At 74.0% G+C, this 24,155-nt stretch carries 19 protein-coding genes; 7 read left to right on the top strand and 12 right to left on the bottom strand.

What is annotated here, in order from left to right:
* Positions 1-61 precede the first annotated feature (61 nt).
* A complete protein-coding gene (locus OOJ91_RS11420) occupies positions 62-391 on the top strand; it encodes a hypothetical protein (RefSeq protein ID WP_266244571.1) in 330 nt (109 codons plus the stop codon).
* Positions 392-440: 49 nt separating this feature from the next.
* Here the strand turns inward: OOJ91_RS11420 and OOJ91_RS11415 are convergent, their stop codons facing one another.
* On the bottom strand, positions 441-2,015 hold the full coding sequence (locus OOJ91_RS11415) for a leucyl aminopeptidase (protein WP_266244570.1): 1,575 nt from the start codon (positions 2,013-2,015) through the stop codon (positions 441-443).
* A 123-nt stretch (positions 2,016-2,138) separates the two neighbouring features.
* Between OOJ91_RS11415 and OOJ91_RS11410 the strand changes: the two genes are divergently transcribed.
* Positions 2,139-3,416: a glycine cleavage system aminomethyltransferase GcvT gene (locus OOJ91_RS11410; protein ID WP_323178455.1), complete on the top strand. Its 1,278-nt coding sequence runs from the start codon at positions 2,139-2,141 to the stop codon at positions 3,414-3,416.
* A gap of 269 nt (positions 3,417-3,685) precedes the next feature.
* Here the strand turns inward: OOJ91_RS11410 and OOJ91_RS11405 are convergent, their stop codons facing one another.
* From OOJ91_RS11405 to OOJ91_RS11395, 3 genes are all read right to left on the bottom strand, one after another.
* Positions 3,686-4,981 (bottom strand): DUF2314 domain-containing protein, encoded by a 1,296-nt coding sequence (locus tag OOJ91_RS11405; RefSeq protein ID WP_266244568.1) that lies wholly within the window; start codon positions 4,979-4,981, stop codon positions 3,686-3,688.
* A 66-nt stretch (positions 4,982-5,047) separates the two neighbouring features.
* Positions 5,048-5,821, bottom strand: a complete 774-nt coding sequence (locus OOJ91_RS11400; protein WP_266244567.1) for an adenosylcobinamide-GDP ribazoletransferase — start codon at positions 5,819-5,821, stop codon at positions 5,048-5,050.
* On the bottom strand, positions 5,811-7,772 hold the full coding sequence (locus OOJ91_RS11395) for a bifunctional adenosylcobinamide kinase/adenosylcobinamide-phosphate guanylyltransferase (protein ID WP_266244566.1): 1,962 nt from the start codon (positions 7,770-7,772) through the stop codon (positions 5,811-5,813). Before OOJ91_RS11395 ends, OOJ91_RS11400 begins: the two co-directional genes overlap by 11 nt.
* A gap of 248 nt (positions 7,773-8,020) precedes the next feature.
* Here OOJ91_RS11395 and OOJ91_RS11390 point away from each other — a divergent pair, with 248 nt between their 5' ends.
* Both OOJ91_RS11390 and OOJ91_RS11385 read left to right on the top strand, forming a co-directional pair.
* Complete coding sequence (locus tag OOJ91_RS11390; RefSeq protein WP_007463228.1) at positions 8,021-8,221, top strand: hypothetical protein; 201 nt, start codon at positions 8,021-8,023, stop codon at positions 8,219-8,221.
* A complete protein-coding gene (locus OOJ91_RS11385; protein ID WP_266244565.1) occupies positions 8,221-9,018 on the top strand; it encodes a site-2 protease family protein in 798 nt (265 codons plus the stop codon). The genes OOJ91_RS11390 and OOJ91_RS11385 overlap by 1 nt, the downstream gene beginning before the upstream one ends.
* Before the next feature lie 93 nt (positions 9,019-9,111).
* On the opposite strand, the gene OOJ91_RS11380 is transcribed toward OOJ91_RS11385, so the two are convergent.
* The 6 genes from OOJ91_RS11380 to nadA all read right to left on the bottom strand — a co-directional run bounded on the left by OOJ91_RS11380 (position 9,112) and on the right by nadA (position 19,635).
* Positions 9,112-10,110: an aldo/keto reductase family protein gene (locus OOJ91_RS11380; protein WP_266244564.1), complete on the bottom strand. Its 999-nt coding sequence runs from the start codon at positions 10,108-10,110 to the stop codon at positions 9,112-9,114.
* Between the two features lie 44 nt (positions 10,111-10,154).
* A complete protein-coding gene (locus OOJ91_RS11375) occupies positions 10,155-15,059 on the bottom strand; it encodes a WG repeat-containing protein (RefSeq protein ID WP_266244563.1) in 4,905 nt (1,634 codons plus the stop codon).
* Positions 15,060-15,433: 374 nt separating this feature from the next.
* Positions 15,434-15,994 (bottom strand): helix-turn-helix domain-containing protein, encoded by a 561-nt coding sequence (locus OOJ91_RS11370; RefSeq protein WP_266244562.1) that lies wholly within the window; start codon positions 15,992-15,994, stop codon positions 15,434-15,436.
* Between the two features lie 189 nt (positions 15,995-16,183).
* A complete protein-coding gene (locus OOJ91_RS11365) occupies positions 16,184-16,777 on the bottom strand; it encodes a DUF3043 domain-containing protein (RefSeq protein ID WP_266244561.1) in 594 nt (197 codons plus the stop codon).
* Positions 16,778-16,891: 114 nt separating this feature from the next.
* Entirely contained in the window at positions 16,892-18,247 is a 1,356-nt protein-coding gene (murA, locus tag OOJ91_RS11360) for a UDP-N-acetylglucosamine 1-carboxyvinyltransferase (protein WP_007463216.1), read from the bottom strand.
* Positions 18,248-18,459: 212 nt separating this feature from the next.
* A complete protein-coding gene (nadA, locus tag OOJ91_RS11355; protein ID WP_266244560.1) occupies positions 18,460-19,635 on the bottom strand; it encodes a quinolinate synthase NadA in 1,176 nt (391 codons plus the stop codon).
* Positions 19,636-19,703: 68 nt separating this feature from the next.
* Here nadA and OOJ91_RS11350 point away from each other — a divergent pair, with 68 nt between their 5' ends.
* The 3 genes from OOJ91_RS11350 to OOJ91_RS11340 all read left to right on the top strand — a co-directional run bounded on the left by OOJ91_RS11350 (position 19,704) and on the right by OOJ91_RS11340 (position 22,560).
* The gene (locus tag OOJ91_RS11350) at positions 19,704-20,843 is read left to right on the top strand and encodes a glycerate kinase family protein (protein WP_266244559.1); all 1,140 of its coding nucleotides are present in this window, start codon (positions 19,704-19,706) and stop codon (positions 20,841-20,843) included.
* Positions 20,844-21,014: 171 nt separating this feature from the next.
* Complete coding sequence (gene erpA, locus OOJ91_RS11345) at positions 21,015-21,383, top strand: iron-sulfur cluster insertion protein ErpA (RefSeq protein ID WP_007463211.1); 369 nt, start codon at positions 21,015-21,017, stop codon at positions 21,381-21,383.
* A 199-nt stretch (positions 21,384-21,582) separates the two neighbouring features.
* Positions 21,583-22,560, top strand: coding sequence for a carbohydrate kinase family protein (locus tag OOJ91_RS11340; RefSeq protein WP_266244558.1), 978 nt, complete (start codon positions 21,583-21,585; stop codon positions 22,558-22,560).
* A 6-nt stretch (positions 22,561-22,566) separates the two neighbouring features.
* On the opposite strand, the gene OOJ91_RS11335 is transcribed toward OOJ91_RS11340, so the two are convergent.
* Both OOJ91_RS11335 and OOJ91_RS11330 read right to left on the bottom strand, forming a co-directional pair.
* Entirely contained in the window at positions 22,567-22,800 is a 234-nt protein-coding gene (locus tag OOJ91_RS11335; protein WP_266244557.1) for a sulfurtransferase TusA family protein, read from the bottom strand.
* Positions 22,797-23,948: a cysteine desulfurase family protein gene (locus tag OOJ91_RS11330; RefSeq protein ID WP_266244556.1), complete on the bottom strand. Its 1,152-nt coding sequence runs from the start codon at positions 23,946-23,948 to the stop codon at positions 22,797-22,799. Before OOJ91_RS11330 ends, OOJ91_RS11335 begins: the two co-directional genes overlap by 4 nt.
* Positions 23,949-24,155: the final 207 nt, after the last annotated feature.

The following is a 24,155-nucleotide window of genomic DNA, read 5'->3' as shown; positions in this document are numbered from 1 at the left end:
CACGTCATCGACACGTACCCTTGGCACCGTTGTCGATGACGCGAGGTGGGGGAGAGGTTCGGTGGGGTTGTTCCGGCGCCGGAAACAGGCGCGTGTGCTGAGCCACGACCGCGCGGCCGATCGCGGCGATCTGGACCATCTCGAGACCTTCATCCGCAGCCGGCGCGGCGTCGAGGCGTTCATCGAGCCCCGGACGACTGTCACCGAGACCACTGTCATCCTGATCGCCGACGACGGGGAGTGGACGCGCCGCCGCATCGACGGCCCGGACGGCGCGCGGCGCTTCGCGTACCGGATGGGCATTCCGGTGTACGACGTCCGGCTGATGGGCTACCCGCAGCGGATGCGCGACTTCAACGAGCGCCGCAAGCGCCGACCCGAGCGGTACTGAGAAGAGCCGAGGGGCCCCCGGGGAAGGGGGCCCCTCGCTCGCACGTCCGTCAGCCGTTGACGGCGACGTCCTCGACGAGCTGCACCAGGGTGCGCACCGGCACGCCGGTGCCGCCCTTGGTCCAGTAGCCGGTCGGCTCGCCCGAGTGGTAGCCCGGCCCGGCGATGTCGATGTGCGCCCACGCCACGTCGTCGGCCACGAACTCGCGCAGGAACACGCCGCCCTGCAACATGTGTCCGGCCCGGTCCATCCCGGCGTTCACCTGCGAGATGTCCGCCACGTCGGAGTCCATGCCCTTGCGCACGTCGTCCGGCAGCGGCATCGGCCAGGCCGGCTCGCCGACCGCGTCGCCTACCGTCCGGACCCGCTCGCACAGCTCGGGGGTGCCCATCACGCCGGCCACCCGCTTGCCCAGCGCGATCACCTGACCGCCGGTCAGGGTGGAGGTCTCGAACAGGTAGTCGGTGCCGTCGGCGCACGCGCGGGCGATGGCGTCGGCCAGGACCATCCGACCCTCGGCGTCGGTGTTGAGCACCTCCACCTTCTTGCCGCTGAACATGCTGATCACGTCGCCCGGCCGGTAGCTGGTGCCCGACGGCATGTTCTCGGCCATCGGCAGGTACGCGCTGACCGCCACCGCCGGCTTCAGCGCGGCGATCGCCAGCATGGCCGCGCCCACCGCGGCGGCGCCCGCCATGTCGGACTTCATCTCCCACATGCCCTGCGCCGGCTTGATCGAGATGCCGCCGGTGTCGAAGGTGATCCCCTTGCCGACAAGCGCGACACGCTTGCCGTTGCCGCCGTCCTGCGGCGTGTAGGTGAGCTTCACCAGTCGCGGCGGGGCCTCCGACCCCTGCCCGACCGCGATGATGCCGCCGTACCCGCCCGCGGCCAGCGCCGCCTCGTCCAACACCTCGACGCCGAGGCCCGCGTCACGGGCGGCGGCGGCCACGGCGTCGGCGAACGACGGGGGACGCAGCTCGTTCGGGGCGGTGTTCACCCAGTCCCGGCTGAGCCGGACCGCGCCGGCGACCGCCTGCGCGCGGGTGATCTCCGCCTGGGCGGCCGGATCGGCGGCGTCCGGAACGGCGATCAGCACCTCGGCCACCGGCTCCCGCCGGATCGGCTGCGGCCGGGTCTTGTAGCCGGCGAACCGGTACCCGCCGAGCAGCGCGCCTTCGGCGACGGCGCGCAGCGCGGCCGGCGCGTCCGCGTCGTCGGGCAGCGGCATGCTCAGCGCCACCTTCGGCGCGCCCGCCAGGGCCCGGACCGCCGCGCCGGCGGCGCGACGCAGCGTCTCCGGCGCCGGGGCGGCGCCCGTCGGCTCCGGGCCCAGTCCGACCGCGACGACAAGCGGGGCGGTGACGGTGCCCAGCGTGGCCAGCTTGACGACCTCACCCGGCCCACCGGTCGCGCCGAGCAGCGCGAGGGTCTCGGTCAGCTTGCCGTCGAAGGCGACGGCGATGCTCTCGGCGCCGCTGCCGAGCAGCAGGGTGCCGGCGAGGCCGCTGGTGGCGCCCTGCTCTCCGGGCTGGCTGTGCACGCCGATCACGATCGCGTCGACGGCGAGCTCGGCCGGGTCGGTGTCGACCAGGCTCAGGTTGGTGGTGCGGGGTGATGTCACTGAAGCTACTCCGGGCGGGCCGGGCCGGTCGCGGCGTCGCGTACCAGCGGTGAAGGTCTCCGGCGGAACCTACCCGCCGGACGTCAGGGCTGTCCCGTCGATCACGCCAACGGGGTCCCGCCGATGCTAACCAGCGGCGTTGCCCCCGGTAAGTTGCCACCCATGACCGACGTGACCTCCGACGCCGCCGCGACCCGGCTGCGTCGTTCCCCGCTGCACGAGCGGCACACCGCCGCCGGCGCCAAGTTCGCCCCCTTCGGGGGCTGGGAGATGCCGCTGGAGTACGCCGGCGGCGGGGTGCTCAAGGAGCACACGGCGGTGCGTACGGCGGTGGGGGTCTTCGACGTGTCGCACCTGGGCAAGGCCCGGGTGACAGGCCCCGGCGCGGCCGAGTTCGTCAACTCCTGCCTCAGCAACGACCTGGGCCGCATCGGGCCCGGCCGCGCGCAGTACACGCTGTGCTGCGACGACGCCACCGGCGGCGTGGTGGACGACATCATCGCCTACCTGTACGCCGACGACCACGTCTTCCTCATCCCGAACGCCGCGAACACCGCCGAGCTGGTGCGCCGGCTGCGCGCCGCAGCCCCGAAGCGGATCACCGTCACCGACGAGCACGAGGCGTACGCGGTGCTGGCAGTGCAGGGCCCTCGCTCGGGCGAGCTGCTGGCCGCCCTCGGGCTGCCCACCGAGCACGGCTACATGAGCTTCGACGCCGCCAGCCTCACCGCCGACCCGGCAGCCGGTTCCGCCGCCGACCGCGCAGCCGGTTCCGCCGCCGACCGCGCAGCCGGTTCCGCCGCCGACCCCGCCGCCGGTCTCCCGGCCGGTTCCGCTGCCGTGGAGCTGACCGTCTGCCGGACCGGCTACACCGGTGAGCTGGGCTACGAGCTGGTCGTACCGGCGGAGCACGCGGTGGCGGTGTGGGACGCGCTCTTCGCGGCGGGCGAGGCGTTCGAGCTGCGCGCCTGCGGGCTGGCCGCCCGGGACACGCTGCGCACCGAGATGGGCTATCCGCTGCACGGGCAGGACCTCTCACTGGACATCACTCCGGTGCAGGCCCGCTCGGGCTGGGCGGTCGGGTGGGACAAGCCGGCCTTCTGGGGCCGCGACGCGCTGCTCGCCGAGAAGGCCGCAGGCCCCCGGCGTACGCTGCGCGGCCTGGTGGCCGTCGACCGCGCCATCCCGCGCCCCGGCATGACCCTGCACGTGGGCGACAAGCAGGTCGGCACGGTGACCAGCGGCACCTTCTCCCCGACCCGTAAGCAGGGCATCGCCCTGGCCCTGCTGGACACGGACGCCCAGCTGGCCGACGGCGACCAGGTCGAGATCGACATCCGAGGCCGCCGAGCCCCCCTGACCCTCACCAAACCCCCCTTCGTAACCCCCTCAGTCCACTAACCCCCCAACCCCCCACCCCCGGCCCCCACCCCGCCCCGGCGCCTACCCCGCCTCCCTCGCCTCCCCCAGCCCGCCCCGGTGATCAAGAGGTTTGGGTCATTCGAGGGCGAGATTTTGACGCAAACCTCTTGATCAACCGGGGACAGCCGGGGGCGGGGGCAGCCGGGGGCAGCCGGGGGCGGGGGCAGCCGGGGACGGGGGCAGCCGGGGACGGGGGCAGCCGGGGACGGGGCAGGGCTGGACGGGGCGGGGCTGGGTGGGGTGGGTTTTTAGGGGGTTGGGGTTGGGGGTTCGCCGGCGTCCAGGACCGCCTGGGTCCAGCCGCCCTCGATGACACCTGTGGCGTTCAGGATCGCCCAGTCGACGACGTCTGTCGCCTCCACCACCACGGGGGCGCCGATCCGCACGCTGGGGTCGGTGTTGGCGTCGCTGGCGCTGACGCCGACGATCCGCTCCGGGGTCTCCCACGCGGTGACGCCCGCCCAGACGTACTCCGGGCCGTCGTCGCCCGGCAGGCCGTACTTGACCACCAGCTGCGACTCCACAGGTAGCTGGCCGGCGACGAAACGCGCCCGCGCGTCGTCCAGCGCGGCGCGGGCGGTGGCGACCGCACGGCTCATCGCGTCACCGGAGCGGGCGTAGCGCACGTCCGGCTGGATGCCGGAGAACAACGTCGCGCAGGCGGCGGCGTAGTAGCGCCCGTCGGGACCGGGGTGCCCGGCCGGCGGGCGCAGGCTCAGGAACGAGTCGGCGTCCGGGTCGGTCGCCGGGTCCAGCTCCAGGCGCAGCAGCACCGGGGCTGTCGCGCCGTGCTGCTCCGGGTTGCCGTACGCCACCGCGATGTCGTGCCCGGTGACCGTGGCCAGCACCGGCAGCTGCACGAACGCCGGCACCTCCTCGCCGGTGAGCCCGTCGGTCCAGTCCCGAAGCAGCCGCCGCGCCGCTCCGGTCATCACCGCGCCCCAGGCACGGGTCAGATGGTCGGGCACCCCCTGGGTCTGCAACTCCAGCAGACCGAAGCGCCGCAGCCCCTTCGTGGTGAACCACAGCCCCTCGGTGTCCGAGGAGTACGGCACCAGCACCCAGTCGACAAGCCTGATCCGGCCCTGCTCGTCGGGGAGCGAGCGCAGCGCGGTCGCCGGGTCGAGGAACTGGAGGCCGAACACGTCCACCACGTCGCCGTCGACGGACTCGGCCACCGCAGCCGCCACCGCCCGGGCCGCCCACTCGTGCGCCGGCGGCCAGCCGGGCCGGTACTCCGCCTGCACCACCACCAGGTGTGTCGCCGCGGCCAGCCGGGCCAACTGCGCCTCGGTGGCGCCGAACGCGGTGAGCAGATCCGGCGGCAGCGCGGGGAACTCGGCGATCGACCGGGTGTCCACGCTCATCAGCGGGCTGTCCAGCATCTGCCGGGCGAGCCCGTGCACCGGCTCGGCCAGGCGGCCGGTAAGCGCCGCCACCGCCGTCTTCGCGCTGACCTTCGGCAGCCCCGCCATCGGCACCAGGTAGGTCGCGCTGAGCGACTCCGGCACCGGTACGGGCAGGAAGTCGTCAGTGATGAGCATGTGGGTTCCCCCGGTGGCCGCGCCGGTGCTGTCGAGCCGAACGCTACCCGGCCCGCCGTGCCGGGTTCAGGCGGACAGCACCACACCCAGGTAGACAAGCGTGGTGACCACCTCGACGGTTGCGCCGAGCACGTCGCCGGTGATCCCGCCGAGGCGGCGTACCACGTGGGCCAGCAGCGGCACCGCGACGGCGAGCGCGGCGACGACGGCGAGTGGCCCCTGCCACGGACGGCCCGGCACCGCGGGCACCGCCAGCAGCGCGACGGCGACCGCGCCGACTGTCACGGCGACCGGGCCGACCGTGCCGGCCACCATGGCCCCGAGGCCGTCCGGCCGGGCGGCGGGCACGCCCCGCCGGCACGCCACCGTGACGCCCAGCCGCCCGGCCGCGGTCGCCGCGACCACCGCGGCGAGGCAGGCGGGCCAGGACCGGCCGGCCAGCTCGGCGAGCGCCGCCGCCTGCACCAGGACGACGACGACCAGGGCGACGACGCCGAACGGCCCGACGTCCGGCTTCTTCATGATCTCCAGGGCGGCAGCGCCCCGCCGGTACGACCCGAGCGCGTCCACGGTGTCGGCCAGCCCGTCCAGGTGCAGCCCCCGGGTCAGCAGGGCTGCGGCGCCCACTGTCACGCCGGCGGCGACCAGCGGGGGAGCGAGCGCGCCGGTCAGCAGCAGGATGCCGCCCAGCAGCACGCCGAGCAGCGCGCCGACGGCCGGGGCGAGCGCCATCGCGGTACCGGCCACCGGACGGTCGATCCGCCCGGCGCGTACCGGCAACGTGCTGAAGGTGGTGACGGCCAGCCGGAGGCCCGCGACGAACCGCGACTCAGCCGGCACGCCAGCCCGACGCCGGCTGCTCGTCCGTCTCCGTGCGGGTGGGGCCCGGGCCAGCCGGCTCCGGCTCGGCGAACTCCGGGTCGGTGTAGTCGGGCCCGGTGTACGCCGGCTCGGCCTCGTCGGGTTCGACGTACTCCGGGTCGGTCTGCGGCTCGTCGGCCCGGTCGGCGTCCGCGTCGGTGGCCAGCGACGGGTGGACCGGCAACGTGGCGGCCAGCGCCAGCACCGAGCGCAGCAGCGGCAGCGCGACAAGCGCGTTGGCGCCCTCGCCGAGGTCCAGCCGCAGGTCGAGCAGTGGCGTGAGGCCGAGCACGTCGGCGGCCAGCCGCACCGCGGGGTGCCCGCCGTGGTCGGCCAGCAGGCACCAGTGCCGGGCCTGCCCGGCGAGGTCACGGCTGACCATCCCGGCGGCCAGCCCGACCGGCCCGTCCAGCAGCACCGGCACCCGGCGGGCCGTCGCGCCCAGCAGCACGCCGGTGGCCACCGCCACATCGCCGCCGCCCAGCTCGGACAGCACGTCCTTCGCGCCGCGCGGCGAGCGGCGGGTGCGGTGCAGCGCGTCGCGCACGGCCGCGCAGCGGACCATCCAGGCCGCGTCGTCGATCTCACCGGAATCGGTGATCACCCGGCCCAGCACGGCAGGTGGTTCCGCGCCGGCCGTGGCGGCCAGCACCGCCGCCGCTGCCGCCTCGGTGCCGGCGCCGCACGCCCCCAGGACCAGCAGTTGTACGCCCGCGTCGGCCGCCTGCTCGGCCAGCCGCCAGCCGTAGCGCAGCGCCGACTCGACCTGGTCACCGGAGAGCGCCGGCTGGGCCTCCATCGGGGCGGAGACGGGGGTGTCCACCACCTGCAGGCTGGCGCCGCTCTCGGCGGCCAGTCGGGCCAGCGCGCCCCGCCCGGCGCGCGCCTGCGCGGCCCGACGGGCCGACTCGCCCGCGACGGTGCCTGCCGACGCGCCACCGGCGTGGTCGCCGTTGAGCAGCAGCACCCGCACCGAACCCCAGGCGACAGGCGTCGACGTGCCCTGGGTGGCGGCGGCGAAGCCGACCACCCGGTCCAGGACGCCGAGCCCGGCGCCCGGTACGTCCAGTGTGGCCAGCCGGTCGACAGCCTGCGGGCCGGCGTAGTCGTCGGGCATCGGCAGCTCCATGCCGGGCTGGATGACCAGCCCGGTGGCCACCATCGGCAGCGCCATTGTCGGTGCGGCCCAGGGGTTGCCCGGCTCCTGGTTCGGAGCGACGGGCGGGGTGTGGGTCAGCACGTCGGGGAGCTGCACCTCGGGCGTGGGCTCGGCGTCGACCAGGCTCGCGTCGGCCCGGCTCGCGTCCTGGTCGGCGGCGTGGCGGGCGGTCGGCGGCACGGACCTCGCCGACGCGCTCACGGTCGGGGCGGCGGCGAGGGTGGCGGTCGGCTTCAGCCAGGCCGGCTGACCGGCGACCACGAGCACCACGGCGTCGCAGGCGTCGGCGACCGCGCGGTTGGCCGCGCCGAGCGCGTCGGTGAACGCCCGGCCCAGCGGGGTGGTCGGCACCAGCGACAGCCCCACCTCGGGGCTCACCACCACGACACGCGCCGCGCAGGTGCGGATCGCCTCGGCCAGCTCGGCGATCGTCGCCACGTCGTCGGCCGGCTGGTACTCCGGGTCGAGCAGCACCGTCACCCAGCCGCCCAGGTCGTCCACGAGAAGCGTCTCGTTGGGCTCGGCGGATTCGAGCACGTCCGCCAGCCGGCGCGGCTCTCCGGCCGTCTCCTCGGTGGTCCAGCTGCCCGGTCGTCGGGCGCGGTGCGTCGCCAGCCGGGTCGCCCACTCGGTGTCCTCCGGGTCGCCCTCGGGCGCCGTGGCGACGTAACGGACCACCGGCGCGTCGGCGACCAGGGACTCGGCGAACTCGGACTTGCCGGACCGGATACCGCCGAGCACCAGGACCGTGTTCCACCCGTCAACGGACATGTCCGTACCTTAGTTCGCATCCTTCGGTGTTGGGCACGTCGCCCCAGCCCCGACGACGATCGAAAGTCCGATCCGCGTCCATTGCCGGCAACCGTCCGGATCCCCGCCGGCCGCGGAGGCCCGGCACGACGTGGGTTGATCAGCCCGTGGGTTGCCGCGGGGGCGAGCGAGCGGCCGTTGCGCGCCGGGCCGACTACGCTGGCGGGGGTTCGTCCCACGGGGACTTCAGCGGCGAGGGGAGACGCCTCATGGCGTGGAGCTGGCGGTACGAGGGCACGGACGGTCAGACGGTCGAGGGCCCGGCGGAGTCGTTCGGCAGCCAGGCCGACGCCGAATCCTGGATCGGTCAGACCTGGCGTGAGCTCGCGGCGTCCGGCGTCACCTCGGTCGCACTCGTGGAGGACGACCGGGTGGATTACCGGATGAGCCTGCTGCCCACGGCCGAGTGATGGCGTACGACCGGCCGGGTGCCGACGGGCTGGTGCTCGGCGTGCCCAAGGCGGCGTTCCGGCCCAGCCCGGTCTTCCTCGGCCTGGTCGCGCTCTTCGCGGTCAGCGGGGCGCTGGCCTGGAACGGGTACGGCAGCGTCCGCTTCGACGTGTTCCTGTTCGTGGTCTCCGGCTGGCTGGTGTCGCTCTGCCTGCACGAGTACGCGCACGCGGTGGTGGCCTACCGGGCCGGCGACCGGAGCATCGCCCATCGCGGTTACCTGACGCTCAACCCGTTCAAGTACACCCACCCGCTGCTGTCGATCGTGCTGCCGGTGGTGGTGGTGCTGCTCGGCGGCATCGGCCTGCCCGGCGGCGCGGTGTGGGTGGACCGGCACGCCATCCCGGGACGGCTGCGGCACACCCTGGTCAGCCTCGCCGGCCCGGCGACGAACGTGCTGTTCACGTTGCTGCTCGTGGCGGCGGTGCGACTCGGCGCGTCCTCCGACGGCCCGGTGGAGTTCTGGGCCGGGGTGGCGCTTCTCGCCTTCCTCCAGCTCACCGCCAGCGTGCTCAACCTGCTGCCGGTGCCCGGCCTGGACGGCGGCAACATGATCCAGCCGTGGCTCAATCCGCAGTGGCGCAGGATGTACGACCTGTTCGCCCCGTACGGCTTCCTTCTGCTCTTCGCGCTGCTGTGGAACCCGCGCATCGGCGGCTGGTTCTTCGACGCGGTCTTCGCCGTCGGTGACGTGCTCGGCCTGCCGTCGTGGCTGTACGCCGCCGGCCTGGACCTGATCCGCTTCTGGCGGAGCTGACCGGGCCCGGTGACCGGGCTGGGCTGACCGGGCTGGGCTGAGCTGTCCGGTCCGGTCGGCGCGAACCCTCGCGCCGACCGGACCGGAGTCGCGTCAGGGACGCTCGGCGGGGGACTCGGTCTTCGCCGGGTCCCGCTCGGTGACCGGCTCGACGATCTCGTCGATGGCCTTGAGCAGCTCGGCGTCGAGCTTCACACCGGCAGCCTTCACGTTGTCGTGCACCTGCTCGGGGCGGGACGCGCCGATGATCGCCGACGAGACGTTCGGGTTCTGCAGGACCCACGCCACGGCCAGCTGGGCCATGCTCAGCCCGGCCTGCTCGGCGAGCGGCTTGAGCTGCTGCACCCGGGTCAGGACGTCGTCGTTCATGAACCGGGAGATGAAGTTCGCGCCCGACTTCTCGTCGGTGGCCCGGGAGCCGGCCGGCGGCGGCTGACCCGGCAGGTACTTGCCGGAGAGCACGCCCTGGGCCATCGGCGACCAGACGATCTGGCCGATGCCCAGCTCCTCGCTTGCCGGCACGACCTCGGTCTCGATGACCCGCCACAGCATCGAGTACTGGGGTTGGTTGGAGACCAGCGGGACGTGCAGCTCACGGGCGAGCGGGTGGGCGGCCCGAAGCTGCTCGGCGGTCCACTCGGAGACGCCGATGTAGTGCGCCTTGCCGGAGTGCACGACGTCGGCGAACGCCTCCATCGTCTCCTCAAGCGGCGTGCTGTAGTCGTACCGGTGGGCCTGGTAGAGGTCCACATAGTCGGTGCGCAGCCGGCGCAGGGAGCCGTTGATCGACTCCATGATGTGCTTGCGGGACAGGCCGCGGTCGTTGCGACCCGGCCCGGTGGGCCAGTAGACCTTGGTGAAGATCTCCAGGCCCTCGCGACGCTCGTCCTTCAGCGCCCGGCCGAGCACGTCCTCGGCCCGGGTGCCGGCGTACACGTCGGCGGTGTCGAAGGTGGTGATCCCCGCGTCGAGGGCGGCCCGGACGCAGGCGTTCGCCGCGTCCTCCTCGACCTGTGAACCGTGGGTGATCCAGTTGCCGTACGAGATCTCGCTGACCATCAGGCCGGAACGGCCCAGGTGTCGGAATTCCATGCCCCGACCCTAACTCCGGTGGATCACGATCGCCGAGCGGCGACTCAGAGCACCGGGTTGGCGTCGGTCAGCAGCCGGTCGATCTCCTCCAGCACCGCCGCGCGATCGGGGTGCACCGGGTCGATCAGCGGCGCACCCCGCCGGTCCAGCGCGCCCCAGCGACCGCCGCCGCTGCCCACGAGGAACGCCACCGGGTGGATGACCACCATCGGGTACGACGGCTGCACCAGCACCGCGCCCGTCCGGTCCACCACACCGCGCCGCCCGGCCACGTCGACGACCACGAGACCCTCGTCGGTGAAGCCGTCGACAGGCCCTCCCTCGGTCAGCTCGGTGACGAAGCCGTGGTACCGGGTCGGCACCACGATCCGCCCGGTCCGGTCGACAGCTCCCCACCCCTCACGCTTCACCGCGGCCAGCCCTCGACGGAACGGCCGTACGTCGGCGAAGTTGGGCGGAACCTGCACCGCGCCGGTCGGGTCGATCGCCGTCCACCCACCGTCGGTGACCACCCAGGCCAGGCCGTCGCTGAACGGGCGCACCGCCCGGAACGAGGGCGGGATCACAGTCGTACCCAACAGATTGATCAGGGACCACCTGTCGGTGTCCGGCCGCCGGACCCAGGCCAGCCCGTCGTGGAAGGGCTGCGCCTCGGCGTACCGGGCGGGAATGACCAGGTCGCCGGCGTGATCGGTGTAACCCCACAGCGGTCCGTCCCGGTCCGGCTGCGGGGGCCGGTCACGGTCGAGCACCTCTTCCCGACCCCTGGCGTACGGCCCGAAGCCATCCGCCGAAGCCCGCGCGGTCACCGCGTCGAGGGCCACCCGGACCCGGTCCAGCAGCTCGGCGTCGGCGGCCCCGCGCAGGTCGAGCGCCCGCTCGAAGTGGTGGCAGGCCTCCATCAGCCGGCCCTGGTCATAGCAGCACCGCCCGGCGTGCTCGTGCAGGGCGGCCCGCAGCCGGTCGGGCAGCTCGATCGAGTTGGCCTCGGCGAAGAGCTGGTCGGCCTCGGCGTAGTCGCCCCGCCACCGCAGGACGTGAGCCAGCCGGGCCTGGGCCAGCGCGGTCCGACGCAGTTCGCCGGTGGCTTCCGCGTAGGTGAGGGCGAGCCGGCCGTCGGCCAACGCGTCGTCGAGGTCGCCGAGGATCCGCGACGCGACCGCGCGCAGGCTGAGCAGCCGCGCACGGGCCCTGTTGTCCACTGCCGAGCCCAGCTTCTCGGTCAACCGCCGGCGGATGGCCCGCATGGCGTCCGGTTCCGTCAACTCCTCGCGCAGGGTCACCGGGTCCAGCCGCCAGCGGTACGCGGCCAGTACCTGTTCCGGGTCGCCCTGATCGGCAAGCGAGGGACGAGGCGTCTCCGGTGCCGTGACGGGCGGCGCCGACACCGGCGCGTCCTGGTCGGACAACCCGCTGCGGGGCGCGGGAATGCCATCGAACGGTACGGCGGAGACCTGCGCGGCCGGTGGCGCGGAGACGGGCGCCTGCGCGGCCGGTGGAGCGGAGACGGGCGCCTGCGCGGCCGGTGGTGTGGGGGCGGGTGGTGCCGAGACGGGTGCCGTCGCGGTGGGCCGTTCCGTTGCCGGCTCGGGCGGCGTGCGCGTCGCCTCGGTCGCCGGCCCGGACCCGGCCGGGTCGGCATCCGTGTCCGGCCCGGCGGTCGACGGGTACGCGCTGCTGGACGCGGGCGGCGCCGACGTCGGTCGGTCCGACGGCTCGGCGTCGGCGTGGCCCTCGGGCGACGACGCGTCGGTGGAGGCGTCGGTGGTCGGCGCGCTTGTCGGACCAGCGGCCTCGTGGACGTCGTCGGGGGCGCGTTCACCGTGGTGCCCCGGCGTCTCGGCGTACGGCTCGTCCCCGGTCGGACGGTGGATCTCGGCGGGTGCCGGCTCGACGGTTGCGGCTGTGTCGTCCGCTGTGTCGTCGAGCAGGTCGTCCGACCAGGCGCGTGGAGCGCCGGAGACCGGGTGTGTCGGCGATCCGGAGACCGGCTCCGGGCCGTCGATCGGGGTCGGCTCGCTGGCGGGCTGCACGTGGGTTCCGAGGTCGTCGACCACGGGGTAGCGCTCACCGTCGGCCACCTCCAACGGCGTCGCGGAGTCCGGCGGTGCCGAGACGGGCCAGGCCGGGTCGGGCGATGCCGACGGCGGCGACGCGGAGTCTGGCGGTGCGGAGACTGGCGGTGCCGAGACTGGCGGTGCCGAGACTGGCCGTGCCGAGTCGGGCGGGGCGGGCCGTGCGGCGGTCGGGTCGGCCGGCGGTGCGGACACCGGCCGGATCGGTGGCGGGGAGTCCGGGTCGGCAAGCGGTCCGGGGATCGGCGTCGCAGCCTCGACGGCCGAGTCGGGTCGCCGGTCGGTTGCGGGGTCGCCGGACAGCGGTTGGGTGGATGCCGCCGACCGGCCGTGCTCGTCCTCGTCGTGTGGCGGCGAGTCGGCCGACCCGCTGCCGGACTCCCAGGTGTCGGTCGTCCCGGCGACGGTGGGGGTCGCGGTTCCCTCGGTCGGTCGCTGGTCGGCTGGCGTCTCGTCCTGGTCGGACTCGACCGGCTGGCCGGCATTGCTGAACCACGCTTCGGGCCCCCGCGCCGGCGTCTCCGCTGGCTCCGGAGCGCTCGGCACGGTCGCCTCCGAGGGCGCCGGGGGCACGTAGCGACGCGGCACGCCCGGGGCGATCGGAAGCGCCGGCTCGGCGTCCGGCGCGGGTCCCGAGGACTGCGGTGTCACGGGAGTGGCGGGCTGCTCCGGCCGCTGCCAGGCCGGCGGCGGCGCGACCGGCGGGCGGTCGTGCACGGTCGGCGAGGGCCGCTGCGAAGGTGTGGTGTGCGTGGGCTGGTCCGCCGGGACAGGACGGACCGGCGGAGCCGGCTGCCGCTGGTCGGCCGCTGGCTCGTCGTCCCGCCGTCGGTCGGGCGAGCGGTTGCCGGTGTCCGGGCCGGGATACCGCGGTGGCGCGGTGGACCGGGAGTCGGCCGTCGAGGCCCGTTCGGTAGGTGCACGGTGCTCGGGTCGCTGCGGCGACTCGGGCCGCTCGTCGGAGGACGGGGGATCCACCGGCGCGGGCAGGAACTCCAGCCGCAGCCGGGCGGCCGGTGGACCGGAGACGGGGACGTCCGCCGGGGACACCGGCGCGGCCGACACCGGCCTGTCGCGCTCCGGACGAGCGGACGACGGGGACGGCTGCCACAGTTGCTCAGCCGGGGCAGGGGAGATGGGGGCCGCGGACACCGGCCGGTCGCCGCTGGGCCCGGCGGGCGACACGGGCACCGGCGACACCTGTCGCTCTGGCGACACCTGTGGAACCGATGCCGCCCGGCCCGTGCCCGGTGCGGCCGGGGAGACGGGTGTGGGCGGAGCCGATGCCGCCCGGCCGGTGCCCGGTGCGGCCGGGGAGACGGGTGTGGGCGGGACCGGGGTGGCCCGGCGGGAGGTGGGCGGTGCCGTAGCGGCGGGCCGCGCGGGCCGTTCGTCGTACCGGGGCGGCTCCGCCGGTGGCCGTTCGGGTCGGGCGGCCGGACGTGACGGGACCTCCGGCTCGGCGCCGCGGTGCGGCTCGGGCCGGTAGCCCGGCTCGCGGGTGCGGTCCGGGTGCACCGGTCCGGGCGTCGGCCAGGGCAGGCTGCCACCCGACCGAGGGCCGGGCTGCGACCGAGGCTCGCGGTAGCTGTCCTCGCGGTACTGCTCCTCGCCGTACCGCTCCGGCCGGGTGTTCTCGTGCGGGCGACGGTCCGGGTACGCCTCGGTGCGGGCTGCCGCCTCGCGGGGTTGGTGTCGGTGCGGCTCGACATCGGGACGGCGGCGCTCGTCGTCGCGGCGGGGCTGCTCCGGTGCCTCCGGTTCGGGGCGTCGCCGCCGTCCGCCCTCGGACGTCGGTGGCGGGCCGAATGCCTCGTCCGGCCGGCGCTGCCTGTCGGTGGGCGCACCGGGGCCAGCCTCCACCCGGGACCGACCGTCGGCAACGCCCCGCTCCATCCGGCGGGCGTCGTCAGGCAGGCGTTCCGCGCGGCGCATGTCGTCGGGTAGGCGCTCCGCGCGGCGGGCGTCGTCGGGCAGCCGTTCGGAACGGCGGGCGTCGTCGGGTACGCGGTCGGGGTGGCCGTCGGCGCGGTAGCGGGAGCGACTGTCGACGGGTGCCCACTGGCCGGCCCCCTCGGCGGCCCAGCCGTCGGTCGGGCGGCCGTCGTGGCCCCTGGCCGGTCGGGTGCCGTACCCGTCGCCGGGGTGCCGGTCGTGACTGGCGGCCGGCCGCTCCGACGTGCCGCGCCGACGCGGCGCCTCGTCCGGCTCGGGCACCCAGCCGGAGTCACTGCGCGGCGCGGGGGAGTAGGGCCCGGGGGAGACGGGTGGCGCCGTCGGATACGCCCGGTCCCGGTCGGCCGGCTCGTGGCGGGGCGGTCGGCCGTCGTGCCGCTCGGAAGTGGGCTGTTCGCGGTGCCAGGCGGCCTCCCGGGCCGGTCCCCGGTCGTCGCCGGGCCGCCGGTCGGACCAGGCGGTACGCCGGTCCGACTCGGGGGAGCGGCGCTCCTCCCGCCGGGGCGGCTCGGGGAGCGGCCGGCGGTACGGCTCATGGTCGTAGTGCGGGGTCTCGGGTCGCCCGTGGTGTGTCGTGTCGGCCGGGCGCTCGTCGCCGCGCGACCAGCCGTAGGACGGTGTCTCGCCCGGCTCGTCGTCCGCCCCCCACCGACCGTTGGGGGCCGGCTCGGCCGGAGACTCGTCGGCCCAGGAGCGGCCGAGGTAGGTGCCGTCCGGTCGGGTGGGCGCGAGCGGCGGCACCTCGGTACGACCGACCACGCTGGCTCGTCCACGCGGCGGCGGTGCGGGCTGGTGGGTGACGCCGATGTCGCCGGGGTAGCGCTGGCCGGGGAACTGGGGGTGCCACTCGGTGGTCGGCTCGACCACCCAGGACGGTTCGTTCGGGTCCCGCCACCGGTCGGTGTAGCGGCCGTTCATCCGCCGAGCCCGTCGCCACACCCGGCCGTGTGGCCGCTCCCCGTCGACGGTGCGGTGTCCGCGGTCGTGCCCCGGTGACCGATGGGCGTCCGGTCGCCGCCTGCCACGCCCCGGTGGCCGGCTCGCGTCCGCTCGCTCACGGCGTTGTCACCTCGTTGCAAATTGTCGCGCTGGGGCCTCGCGTGCCGGTCGGGTCGCCCGTTCCGGCAGGGCGTGGCTGCGGATGGAGGGTAACGGCGCGGGCTCGCTCACCGCCACTGTGGCACCGCCCACGAGCGCAAACGTTATCCGATGGTTCCGGACATTTAGGTCGATAACCCTATCTGACCTTTGACGATACCCCACCCGCCGACGGGACGGACCGGAGCATCGGGTCAGGGATGCTCCATGACGAGGACGGCGAAGGTGCCCGGGACCAGCGCCTCGTACCGGTGCGGTGTGTCGCCGGGGAACGTCGCGTAGTCACCTGGACCGAGGTCCACCGTGCCCGCCTCGGGGCCGACGCGTAGCCGTCCGGCGGCCACCACCACGTGCTCGACGCTGCGGGGGGTGTGCCCGTCCGCCTCCCGGACCGCGCCCGGCTCCAACTCGATGAGGTACACGTCCCGGCGCAGGTGCGCCGTGCCGGCGCTGAGCAGCGTCCCGGTGAAGTCGGCCTGTTCGGAACCGACCCGAGGCCCCTCCCCGGCGCGGATCACCCGGATGTCGACGTCGGCCGGCTCCACGAGCCGGCTGAACGGTACGCCGAGCGCCACGCCGAGCGCCCAGAGCGTCTCGACGCTCGGGTTGCCCGTCCCCGATTCCAGGTGGGAGAGCGTCGACTCGGTCACCCCCGCCCGACGAGCCAGCTCGCCGAGCGAGACACCGACCCGCTCCCGTTCGCGGCGCAGGGCGGCGGCGATGTTGGCCAACGGGGCAGCCGGTTCTCCAGGCATGCGTGTTCGCTCCATTGGATCAACGTTCGCGATGACGAACAACGGGCGACCTGTTCACCGTGGTGAACTACGCGCACGGTACAACGAACAGCCGCTGCCCGGATGCTTCCCGCTGTGCTTTGACCCCAACGCGGACCCCACCCTGGCCGCAGCCGCCGCAGGGGCGGCGCCGGCTCGCCGAAGCCGGTGTCAGACCTTCTCGCCGAGCTTGACCTGAGGGGCCGGGGCGCGCATCCGCCGGAAGGTGATCGACCGCATCACGGCGTAGAGGTAGAGCGAGCCCATCCGCTGGCCGGTCTTCGGGAAGCGCTCCCGGACCAGCTTGCCGATCTTGCGGCAGATGAGCAGCGAGTCGACGACCACACCCAGGGCCAGCGCGCCCCAGAGCACGTTGGAGATCAGCCGGACCACCGGCGGCATCGCCGCGTTCGAGCCGATCAGCACGATCAACGCGCCGCCGAAGAACCAGGTGCCGACGGTACGCCGGGAGTCGACCACGTTGCGCGCCAGCAGCCGCTCCGGGCCCCGGTCACGGGGGCCACCCTCGCGGCGGAAGTCGGCCGCGGCCTCGGTGCGCAGCTGGCGGCGCCGCTCCCGCTCCTCCTCCTTGGTGAGGGGGCGGGTGGGGCCGGCCGGGCGACGGCCGACGGTGGGTCGCTTCGGCGTCTCCCGACCCTTGGCCGGGGTGTAACCCCGGGGACGGTCGGCGGTCTCCTCGGGGGTCAGCGAGGAGACGGCCTCGTCGACGAGGTCGGTGGACTTGCGGCGAAAGAGCGACGGCACGCGGCAAGGGTAGCCAACGGTCCGCGCTCGGCGCACATCGCGGTACAGCGGCGACGGCTCCAGGTCGCAGCGCGCGACCTGGAGCCGTCGTAGCCGAACGATGGGTGGGACAGGTTACGGGCGCTCGGCGTGCGCGCCGAGGTCGGCGAGCTTCGCCTCGAAGTCCTCGTAGCCCCGGTTGATCAGGTCGACGCCGTACACCCGGGAGGTGCCCTCGGCCGCGAGCGCCGCGATCAGGTGGCTGAAACCGGCCCGCAGGTCGGGGATGACCAGGTCGGCGGCGTGCAGCTTGCTCGGCCCGGCGATCACGGCCGAGTGCTTGAAGTTGCGCCGGCCGAAGCGGCACGGGGTGCCGCCGAGGCAGTCCCGGTAGACCTGGATGTTGGCGCCCATCGAGTTCAGCGCCTCGGTGTAGCCCAGCCGCTGCTCGTAGACCGTCTCGTGCACGATCGACAGGCCGCGGGCCTGGGTCAGCGCCACGACCAGCGGCTGCTGCCAGTCGGTCATGAAGCCGGGGTGGACGTCCGTCTCCAACGCCACCGCGTTCAGCTCGCCACCGGGGTGCCAGAAGCGGATGCCGCCCTCCTGGCCCGGGTCGCCCAGCTTCGGCGGCCGGGTGTCGGTGACCTCGTACTCGCCGCCGACGGACCGGAAGATGTTCAGGAAGGTCATCATGTCGGCCTGCTGCGCGCCGAGCACCTCGACGTGGCCACGGGTGGCCAGCGCGGCCGCGGCCCAGCTGGCGGCCTCGATCCGGTCGGGGATCGGCCGGTGGGTGTAGCCGTGCAGCTTCGGCACGCCCTGGATCTCGATCACCCGGTCGGTGTGGACCTTGATGATCGCGCCCATCTTCTGCAGGATGCAGATCAGGTCGATGATCTCCGGCTCCACCGCGGCGTTGCGCAGCTCGGTGACGCCCTCGGCCATCACCGCGGTCAGCAGCACCTGCTCGGTGGCGCCGACGCTCGGGTACGGCAGGGCGAACTTGGTGCCGTGCAGCCCGTTCGGCGCGGACAGGTGCAGACCCTCGGGCCGCTTGTCGACAGTGGCGCCGAACTCCCGCAGCGCCTGCAGGTGGAAGTCGATCGGACGCGGGCCGATGTGGCAGCCGCCCAGATCCGGGATGAACGCGTGCCCGAGTCGGTGCAGCAGCGGCCCGCAGAACAGGATCGGGATCCGGCTCGAACCGGCGTGCACGTTGATCTGGTCGGTGCTGGCGCTCTCCACGTTCGCCGGGTCGAAGACGAGCTCGCCGTCCTCGGCGCCGTCGGTCACCTTGACGCCGTGCAGACCGAGCAGACCCCGGACCACCTCGACGTCGCGGATCTTCGGCACGTCGAACAGCCGGCTCGGGCTGTCGCCCAGCAGTGCGGCGACCATCGCCTTCGAAACCAGGTTCTTCGCGCCGCGCACGCGGATCCGCCCTTCGAGCGGAGTGCCTCCATGCACGACCAGGACGTCGTCGGTCAACGCAACCTCCAGCGCGTCGGTGCTGCTGTGTTGATGGTGGGGAGCATGAACTCTGTCGCTACCCCGGATGCGGCCATATCGAAACGGCCCGCTTGCGTCCTCGCCCCGGCAGCATAGCCCTCGGTGACGAAAAAGGACTCGGTCACACCGGCGTGTGTGGCATTCATCGGTGATCCGGCACTTTTGCGTACCAAGGGCGTCACTGATCGTGATCACGCGCCCGGCAGGGCGAGCATCTGGTCCAGCGCCACCCGCGCGTGGTGCGCGGTGTCGGCGTCCACCGTGATCTGGTTGACGACCCGGCCCGCGACCAGCTCCTCCAGCGCCCAGACCAGGTGCGGCAGGTCGATCCGGTTCATCGTCGAGCAGTAGCAGACGGCCTTGTCGAGGAACATGATCTGCTTGTCCGGGTGGGCAAGCGCCAACCGGCGGACCAGGTTCAGCTCGGTGCCCAGCGCCCACGCCGAACCGGCCGGAGCGGCCTCGACGGCCTTGATGATGTATTCGGTCGAGCCCACGTAGTCGGCCGCGGTGACCACCTCGTGCCGGCACTCCGGGTGAACCAGCACGTTCACCCCGGGCACCCGCTCGCGGACGTCGTTGACGCTCTCCAGCGTGAACCGGCCGTGCACCGAGCAGTGCCCCCGCCACAGGATCATCTTGGCGTCGCGCAGCTGCTCCGGCGTGAGCCCGCCACCGGGCTTGTGCGGGTCGTAGAGGACGCAGTCGTCAAGCGACAGGCCCATCTCCAGCACCGCCGTGTTGCGGCCCAGGTGCTGGTCCGGCAGGAAGAACACCTTCGAGCCCTGCTCGAACGCCCAGTCCAGGGCGCGCTTGGCGTTGGACGACGTGCAGACCACGCCGCCGTTGCGGCCGACGAAGCCCTTGATGTCGGCCGAGGAGTTCATGTACGTCACAGGCACGGTCTCGTCGGCGATGCCCAGCTCGGCGAGCGTGTCCCAGGCGGCCTCGACCTGACCCAGGACGGCCATGTCCGCCATCGAGCAGCCGGCCGCCAGGTCGGGGAGGATCACCCGCTGGGCGTCAGTGGTGAGGATGTCGGCGCTCTCGGCCATGAAGTGCACGCCGCAGAAGACGATGTACTCGGCGTCCGGGCGGGCCGCGGCCTCCCGGGCCAGCTTGAACGAGTCACCTGTCACGTCCGCGAACTGGATCACCTCGTCGCGCTGGTAGTGGTGCCCCAGCACGAAGACCTTGCTGCCCAGCTTCGCCTTCGCCGCCGTGGCCCGGGCCACCAGATCCGGGTCACTGGGCGCCGGCAGGTCGCCCGGACACTCGACGCCGCGCTCGGTGTCGGGGTCGCTGCCCCGGCCGAGCAGCAGCAGAGCCGTCGCCGTGTTGGAGGGTTCCACCCAGGTCGAAGTCACGTAGCCCATGGTCCCACAGCGCGAGCGCGCCGCAGCTCCGCTCGGTGTGGGCTGCCACACTGCTCGGCATGCGCGTGCTGCTCTGCCCGGACAAGTTCGCCGGCACCCTGCCCGCACCGGAGGTGGCCGCCGCGGTGGCGGACGGATGGCGCAGCGTCGCCGACGGTGACGACCTGCTGATCCGGCCGCTCGCCGACGGCGGGCCGGGCTTCGTGGACGTGCTCGCCGACGCGCTCGGCGGCCGGCGGGTGACGGTGCCGACTGTCGATCCGCTGGGCCGGCCGGCGGCCGGTGAGATCCTGCTCACCGTCGACGGCACGACCGCCTACCTGGAGAGCGCGCAGGCGTGCGGCCTGCACCTGCTCTCCGCGGCCGAGCGCGACCCGAAGACCACCACGTCGTACGGGCTGGGTCTGCTGGTGACCGCCGCGGTGGAGAGCGGGGCCCGGACTGTGGTGATCGGGCTGGGTGGCTCCGCCACCAACGACGGCGGTGCCGGCATGCTCACCGCGCTGGGCGCGACAGCGCTCGACGCCACGGGTGCGGCGCTGCCGTACGGCGGTGCGGCGTTGGCCCTGGTCGACGCCCTCGACGGCGCTCCCCGGCTGCGCGGCACCCGGCTGGTCGCCGCCACCGACGTGGACAACCCGCTGCTCGGCCTGCACGGCGCGAGCAACGTGTTCGGCCCGCAGAAGGGGGCCGACCGTGCCGACGTCCTGCTGCTCGACGCGGCCCTGGAGCGTTTCGCGGCGGTGCTTGAGCGGGACCTCCCCGGCTGCCCGGCGGGGCTCGGCGCGCTGCCCGGCGGTGGGGCCGCCGGCGGCCTCGGCGCGGCAGTCCTCGCGCTCGGCGGTACCTGCGAGTCGGGCATCGGCATGGTCACCCGGGCCACCCGGTTGGAGGCCGCGCTCGACACCGCCGACCTGGTGATCACCGGGGAGGGGTCCTTCGACCACCAGTCGCTGCGCGGCAAGGTCGTCGCGGGGGTGGCGGGGGCCGCCCGGGACCGTGGGGTGCCCTGCGTGGTGGTCGCCGGCCAGGTCAGCACCGGCCGGCGGGAGGCCGCCTCGGCGGGGGTGACCGACGCGTACAGCCTGGTCGAGCACTTCGGCGGGGAGCAGGCCGGCGGGCTCGACGCCGCGCTGAGCCGTCCGGCCGACGGGCTGCGTGAGCTGGGCGCCCGACTGGCCCGGCAGTGGAGCCGCTGAGGGCTCCCGTCCACGCGTCACCGGGGCCGACCTGCGGCGGCGATCACGCCACGCGGGTGGGCGCGGCCGGGGCGGCGTACGATCGGAACTGGACCACAACCGGGAATCACTGGACGGCGCGCGGCGTTGGCCAGTGCGTCCGGACCCAAAACCGCGCAGGGAGACTTCCACGTGACCACGCCAGCGCAGACCGAGTCGACCGAGGCCCAGGCCCCTACTTCCGTCGTCCTCACCGACGTCGCGGCGCAGAAGGTCAAGGCCCTGATCGAGCAGGAGGGCCGCGACGACCTGCGGCTCCGCGTCGCGGTGCAGCCGGGTGGCTGCTCCGGCCTGCGGTACCAGCTCTTCTTCGACGAGCGTTCGCTCGACGGTGACGTCGTCACCGACTTCGGTGGCGTCGAGGTCGTCGTCGACCGGATGAGCGCCCCGTACCTGTCCGGCGCGACCATCGACTTCGCCGACCGGATCGACGCCCAGGGCTTCACCATCGACAACCCCAACGCGGGCAACTCCTGCGCCTGCGGCGACTCGTTCAACTGAGTCGCGCGCCACGCACCACCGACGATGGGGCCGTCCCGCGGGACGGCCCCATCGTCGTGTCCGGGTGACTGTGGGAGCGGTCCCGGGAGCCCTTGGCCGGTGAGTGGCCGGCGGGTTGCCGTTGCCCGACCGACCGGACACGTCCGGGTTGCCGGGCCGGTAGGCTGACCGCGCCCTGCTCCCGACCCCGAGGGTTGACATGAAGATCGCCGTGACCGGCTCGATCGCCACCGATCACCTGATGAGCTTCCCGGGTCGCTTCGCCGACCAGCTCATCGCCGATCAGCTGCACAAGGTTTCCCTCTCCTTCCTGGTGGACGACCTGGTGCTCCGCCGTGGCGGGGTCGCGGCGAACATCTCCTTCGGCATGGGCCAGCTCGGGCTGCGCCCGGTGCTGCTCGGGGCGGTGGGCGCGGACTTCGCCGACTACCGCTCCTGGCTGGAGCGGCACGGTGTGGACTGTGACTCCGTGCACATCAGTGAGGTGGCGCACACGGCCCGGTTCGTCTGCACCACCGACACCGACATGTGCCAGATCGCGTCGTTCTACGCGGGCGCGATGAGCGAGGCGCGCAACATCGAGCTGGCTCCCGTCGCCGACCGGCTCGGCGGGCTGGACCTGGTGGTGGTCGGCGCCAACGACCCGGAGGCGATGCTGCGGCACTCGGCCGAGTGCCGCACCCGTGGGTACGCCTTCGCCGCCGACCCCTCCCAGCAGCTCGCCCGGATGCCGGGTGAGGACGTGGTGGCGCTCATCGAAGGCGCCGAGTACCTGATGACGAACGACTACGAGAAGTCGCTGCTGCAGAGCAAGGCGCAGCTCAGCGACGACCAGTTGCTGGACCTGGTCAAGGTACGCGTCACCACGCTGGGCAAGGACGGGGTGCAGATCGCCGGCCGTGGCATCGACCCGATCCACGTGCCGATCGCGCGGGAGATCCGGGCGGTCGACCCGACCGGAGTGGGCGACGGCTTCCGGGCCGGCTTCTTCACCGCGCTCTCCTGGGGCGTCGGTCTGGAGCGGGCCGCCCAGGTCGGCTCGCTGCTGGCAACGCTCGTCCTGGAGACGGTGGGCACCCAGGAGTACGACGTCCGCCGCGACCTGTTCGTCAAGCGCCTCGCCGAGTCCTACGGCGACGCCGCCGCCGACGAGGTCCGCCCCCACCTCCTCCCGTAACCCGGGTCAGTGGGTGCGGCGGATGTCGTAGGCGGGGCCCTCCGGGCCGGTGATCGCGGCGAGGAACTCCTGGCCGCGCATCCGGCACCAGGCGGGGAGGTCCACCGCCGCCGCCGGGTCGTCGGCGAGCACCCGGACCACAGTGCCGACCGGCACCTGCGGCATCCGGCGGGCCGCCGCGATCACCGGCAGCGGACAGCGCTGCCCCCGACAGTCGAGCACCTCGTCCGGCATCGTCACAGCCCCACCACCCCGGCGTCGGCGCGCAGCCCGGCGACGATCCCGGGCAGCTCGACGAGGAACCGCTCGACGTCGGACTCGGTCGTGTCCCGGTGCAGGCTGACCCGGACGTTGCCGTGCGAGAGCACCCCCATCGCCTCCAACACGTGCGACGGCCGCAGCGTGGACGACGTGCAGGACGAGCCGGACGACACCGCGAACCCCCGCCGGTCCAGCGCGTGCAGCAGCGTCTCCCCGTCGACGTACAGGCAGGAGAACGTCACCAGGTGGGGTAGGCGCAGCACCGGGTCGCCCACCACCTCCACGTCGGGCACCTCGGCCGCGACCCGCGTCCGGATTCGGTTCACCAGCGGGTCCAGCCGGGTCGCCTCAGCTGCCGCGTCGGCCGCCGCCGCGCGCAGGCTCGCCGCCGCCGCCACCACCGCCGGCAGGTTCACCACCCCTGGGGTACGCCCACCCTCCCGCTCGTCGGCTGGCCAGGGCGACTCCCAGCGGGTGCCCTTGCGGACCGCCAGCAGCCCCACCCCGGGCGGCCCGCCCCACTTGTGGGCGCTGGCGCTGAGCATCGACCAGCCGGCCGGCAGGGGCACCCGCCCGACCGACTGCGCCGCGTCGACGTAGAGCGGCACCCCGACGTCCGCGCAGACGGCCGCCGCCTCGGCGACAGGCTGCACGGTGCCCACCTCGTGACTGGCGGTGATCAGCGCGGCCAGCGCGACCCCGGGGGCCCGGACGGCCGCCGACCAGGCGGCCAGATCCAGCCGGCCCACCCGGTCGACAGGCACCGAGTCGGCGACGCCGCCCGCCGCTACGTGCCGCTCCGCGGCGTGCAGGACTGCGGAATGCTCGATCGCCGAGTGCACAAGCGTCGCACCGGCCCGGTGCCGTCCCGCCAGGCCGCCGAGCACCGCGCCGTGGGCTGCCGTCGTACCGCTGCTGGTGAAGGACAGTTCGTCGGCGCGGACGCCGAGCGTCTGCGCGGCGGCCTCGCGGGCGGCGTCGAGCAGTTGCCGCGCGCGACGCGCCTGGCTGTAGAGCTTTCCCGGGTCGGCCCAGCCGTCTTCAAGGGCGGCCAGCAGCGCCTGCCGGGCGACCGGATGCAGCGGCGCGGCGGTAGCCGCGTCCAGGTAGACCGAAGAGGCGCTCACGGACCTGCCTTTGTTCGCGGTTGCGGGGCTCGCAACCCCGGCTCACTCCTCGCGCTCACGGACCTGCCTTTGTTCGCGGTTGCGGGGCTCGCAACCCCGGCTCACTCCTCGCGCTCACGGATCAGACGCTATCGCGACGTTATGCCCAGGATCCCCCCGATGGGGGCGGACAGTGACCCCACCACGGCCGAGTCCGTCATGGTCGAG

Source organism: Micromonospora lupini (assembly GCF_026342015.1).
GTDB lineage: Bacteria > Actinomycetota > Actinomycetes > Mycobacteriales > Micromonosporaceae > Micromonospora > Micromonospora lupini_B.
Note: the sequence above shows the minus strand (reverse complement) of the source record. Positions and strands in the feature narration are given on the sequence as shown.

What these genes read in the sequence shown, in the direction of transcription:
- OOJ91_RS11395 (WP_266244566.1), bottom strand. Translation starts at nt 7,772, where the DNA reads ATGTCCGTTGACGGGTGGAACACGGTCCTGGTGCTCGGCGGTATCCGG.
- OOJ91_RS11405 (WP_266244568.1), bottom strand. Translation starts at nt 4,981, where the DNA reads ATGCTCATCACTGACGACTTCCTGCCCGTACCGGTGCCGGAGTCGCTC.
- OOJ91_RS11340 (WP_266244558.1), top strand. Translation starts at nt 21,583, where the DNA reads ATGAAGATCGCCGTGACCGGCTCGATCGCCACCGATCACCTGATGAGC.
- OOJ91_RS11375 (WP_266244563.1), bottom strand. Translation starts at nt 15,059, where the DNA reads ATGAACGGCCGCTACACCGACCGGTGGCGGGACCCGAACGAACCGTCC.
- OOJ91_RS11390 (WP_007463228.1), top strand. Translation starts at nt 8,021, where the DNA reads ATGGCGTGGAGCTGGCGGTACGAGGGCACGGACGGTCAGACGGTCGAG.
- OOJ91_RS11385 (WP_266244565.1), top strand. Translation starts at nt 8,221, where the DNA reads ATGGCGTACGACCGGCCGGGTGCCGACGGGCTGGTGCTCGGCGTGCCC.
- OOJ91_RS11370 (WP_266244562.1), bottom strand. Translation starts at nt 15,994, where the DNA reads ATGCCTGGAGAACCGGCTGCCCCGTTGGCCAACATCGCCGCCGCCCTG.
- OOJ91_RS11350 (WP_266244559.1), top strand. Translation starts at nt 19,704, where the DNA reads ATGCGCGTGCTGCTCTGCCCGGACAAGTTCGCCGGCACCCTGCCCGCA.
- OOJ91_RS11410 (WP_323178455.1), top strand. Translation starts at nt 2,139, where the DNA reads ATGCTAACCAGCGGCGTTGCCCCCGGTAAGTTGCCACCCATGACCGAC.
- OOJ91_RS11380 (WP_266244564.1), bottom strand. Translation starts at nt 10,110, where the DNA reads ATGGAATTCCGACACCTGGGCCGTTCCGGCCTGATGGTCAGCGAGATC.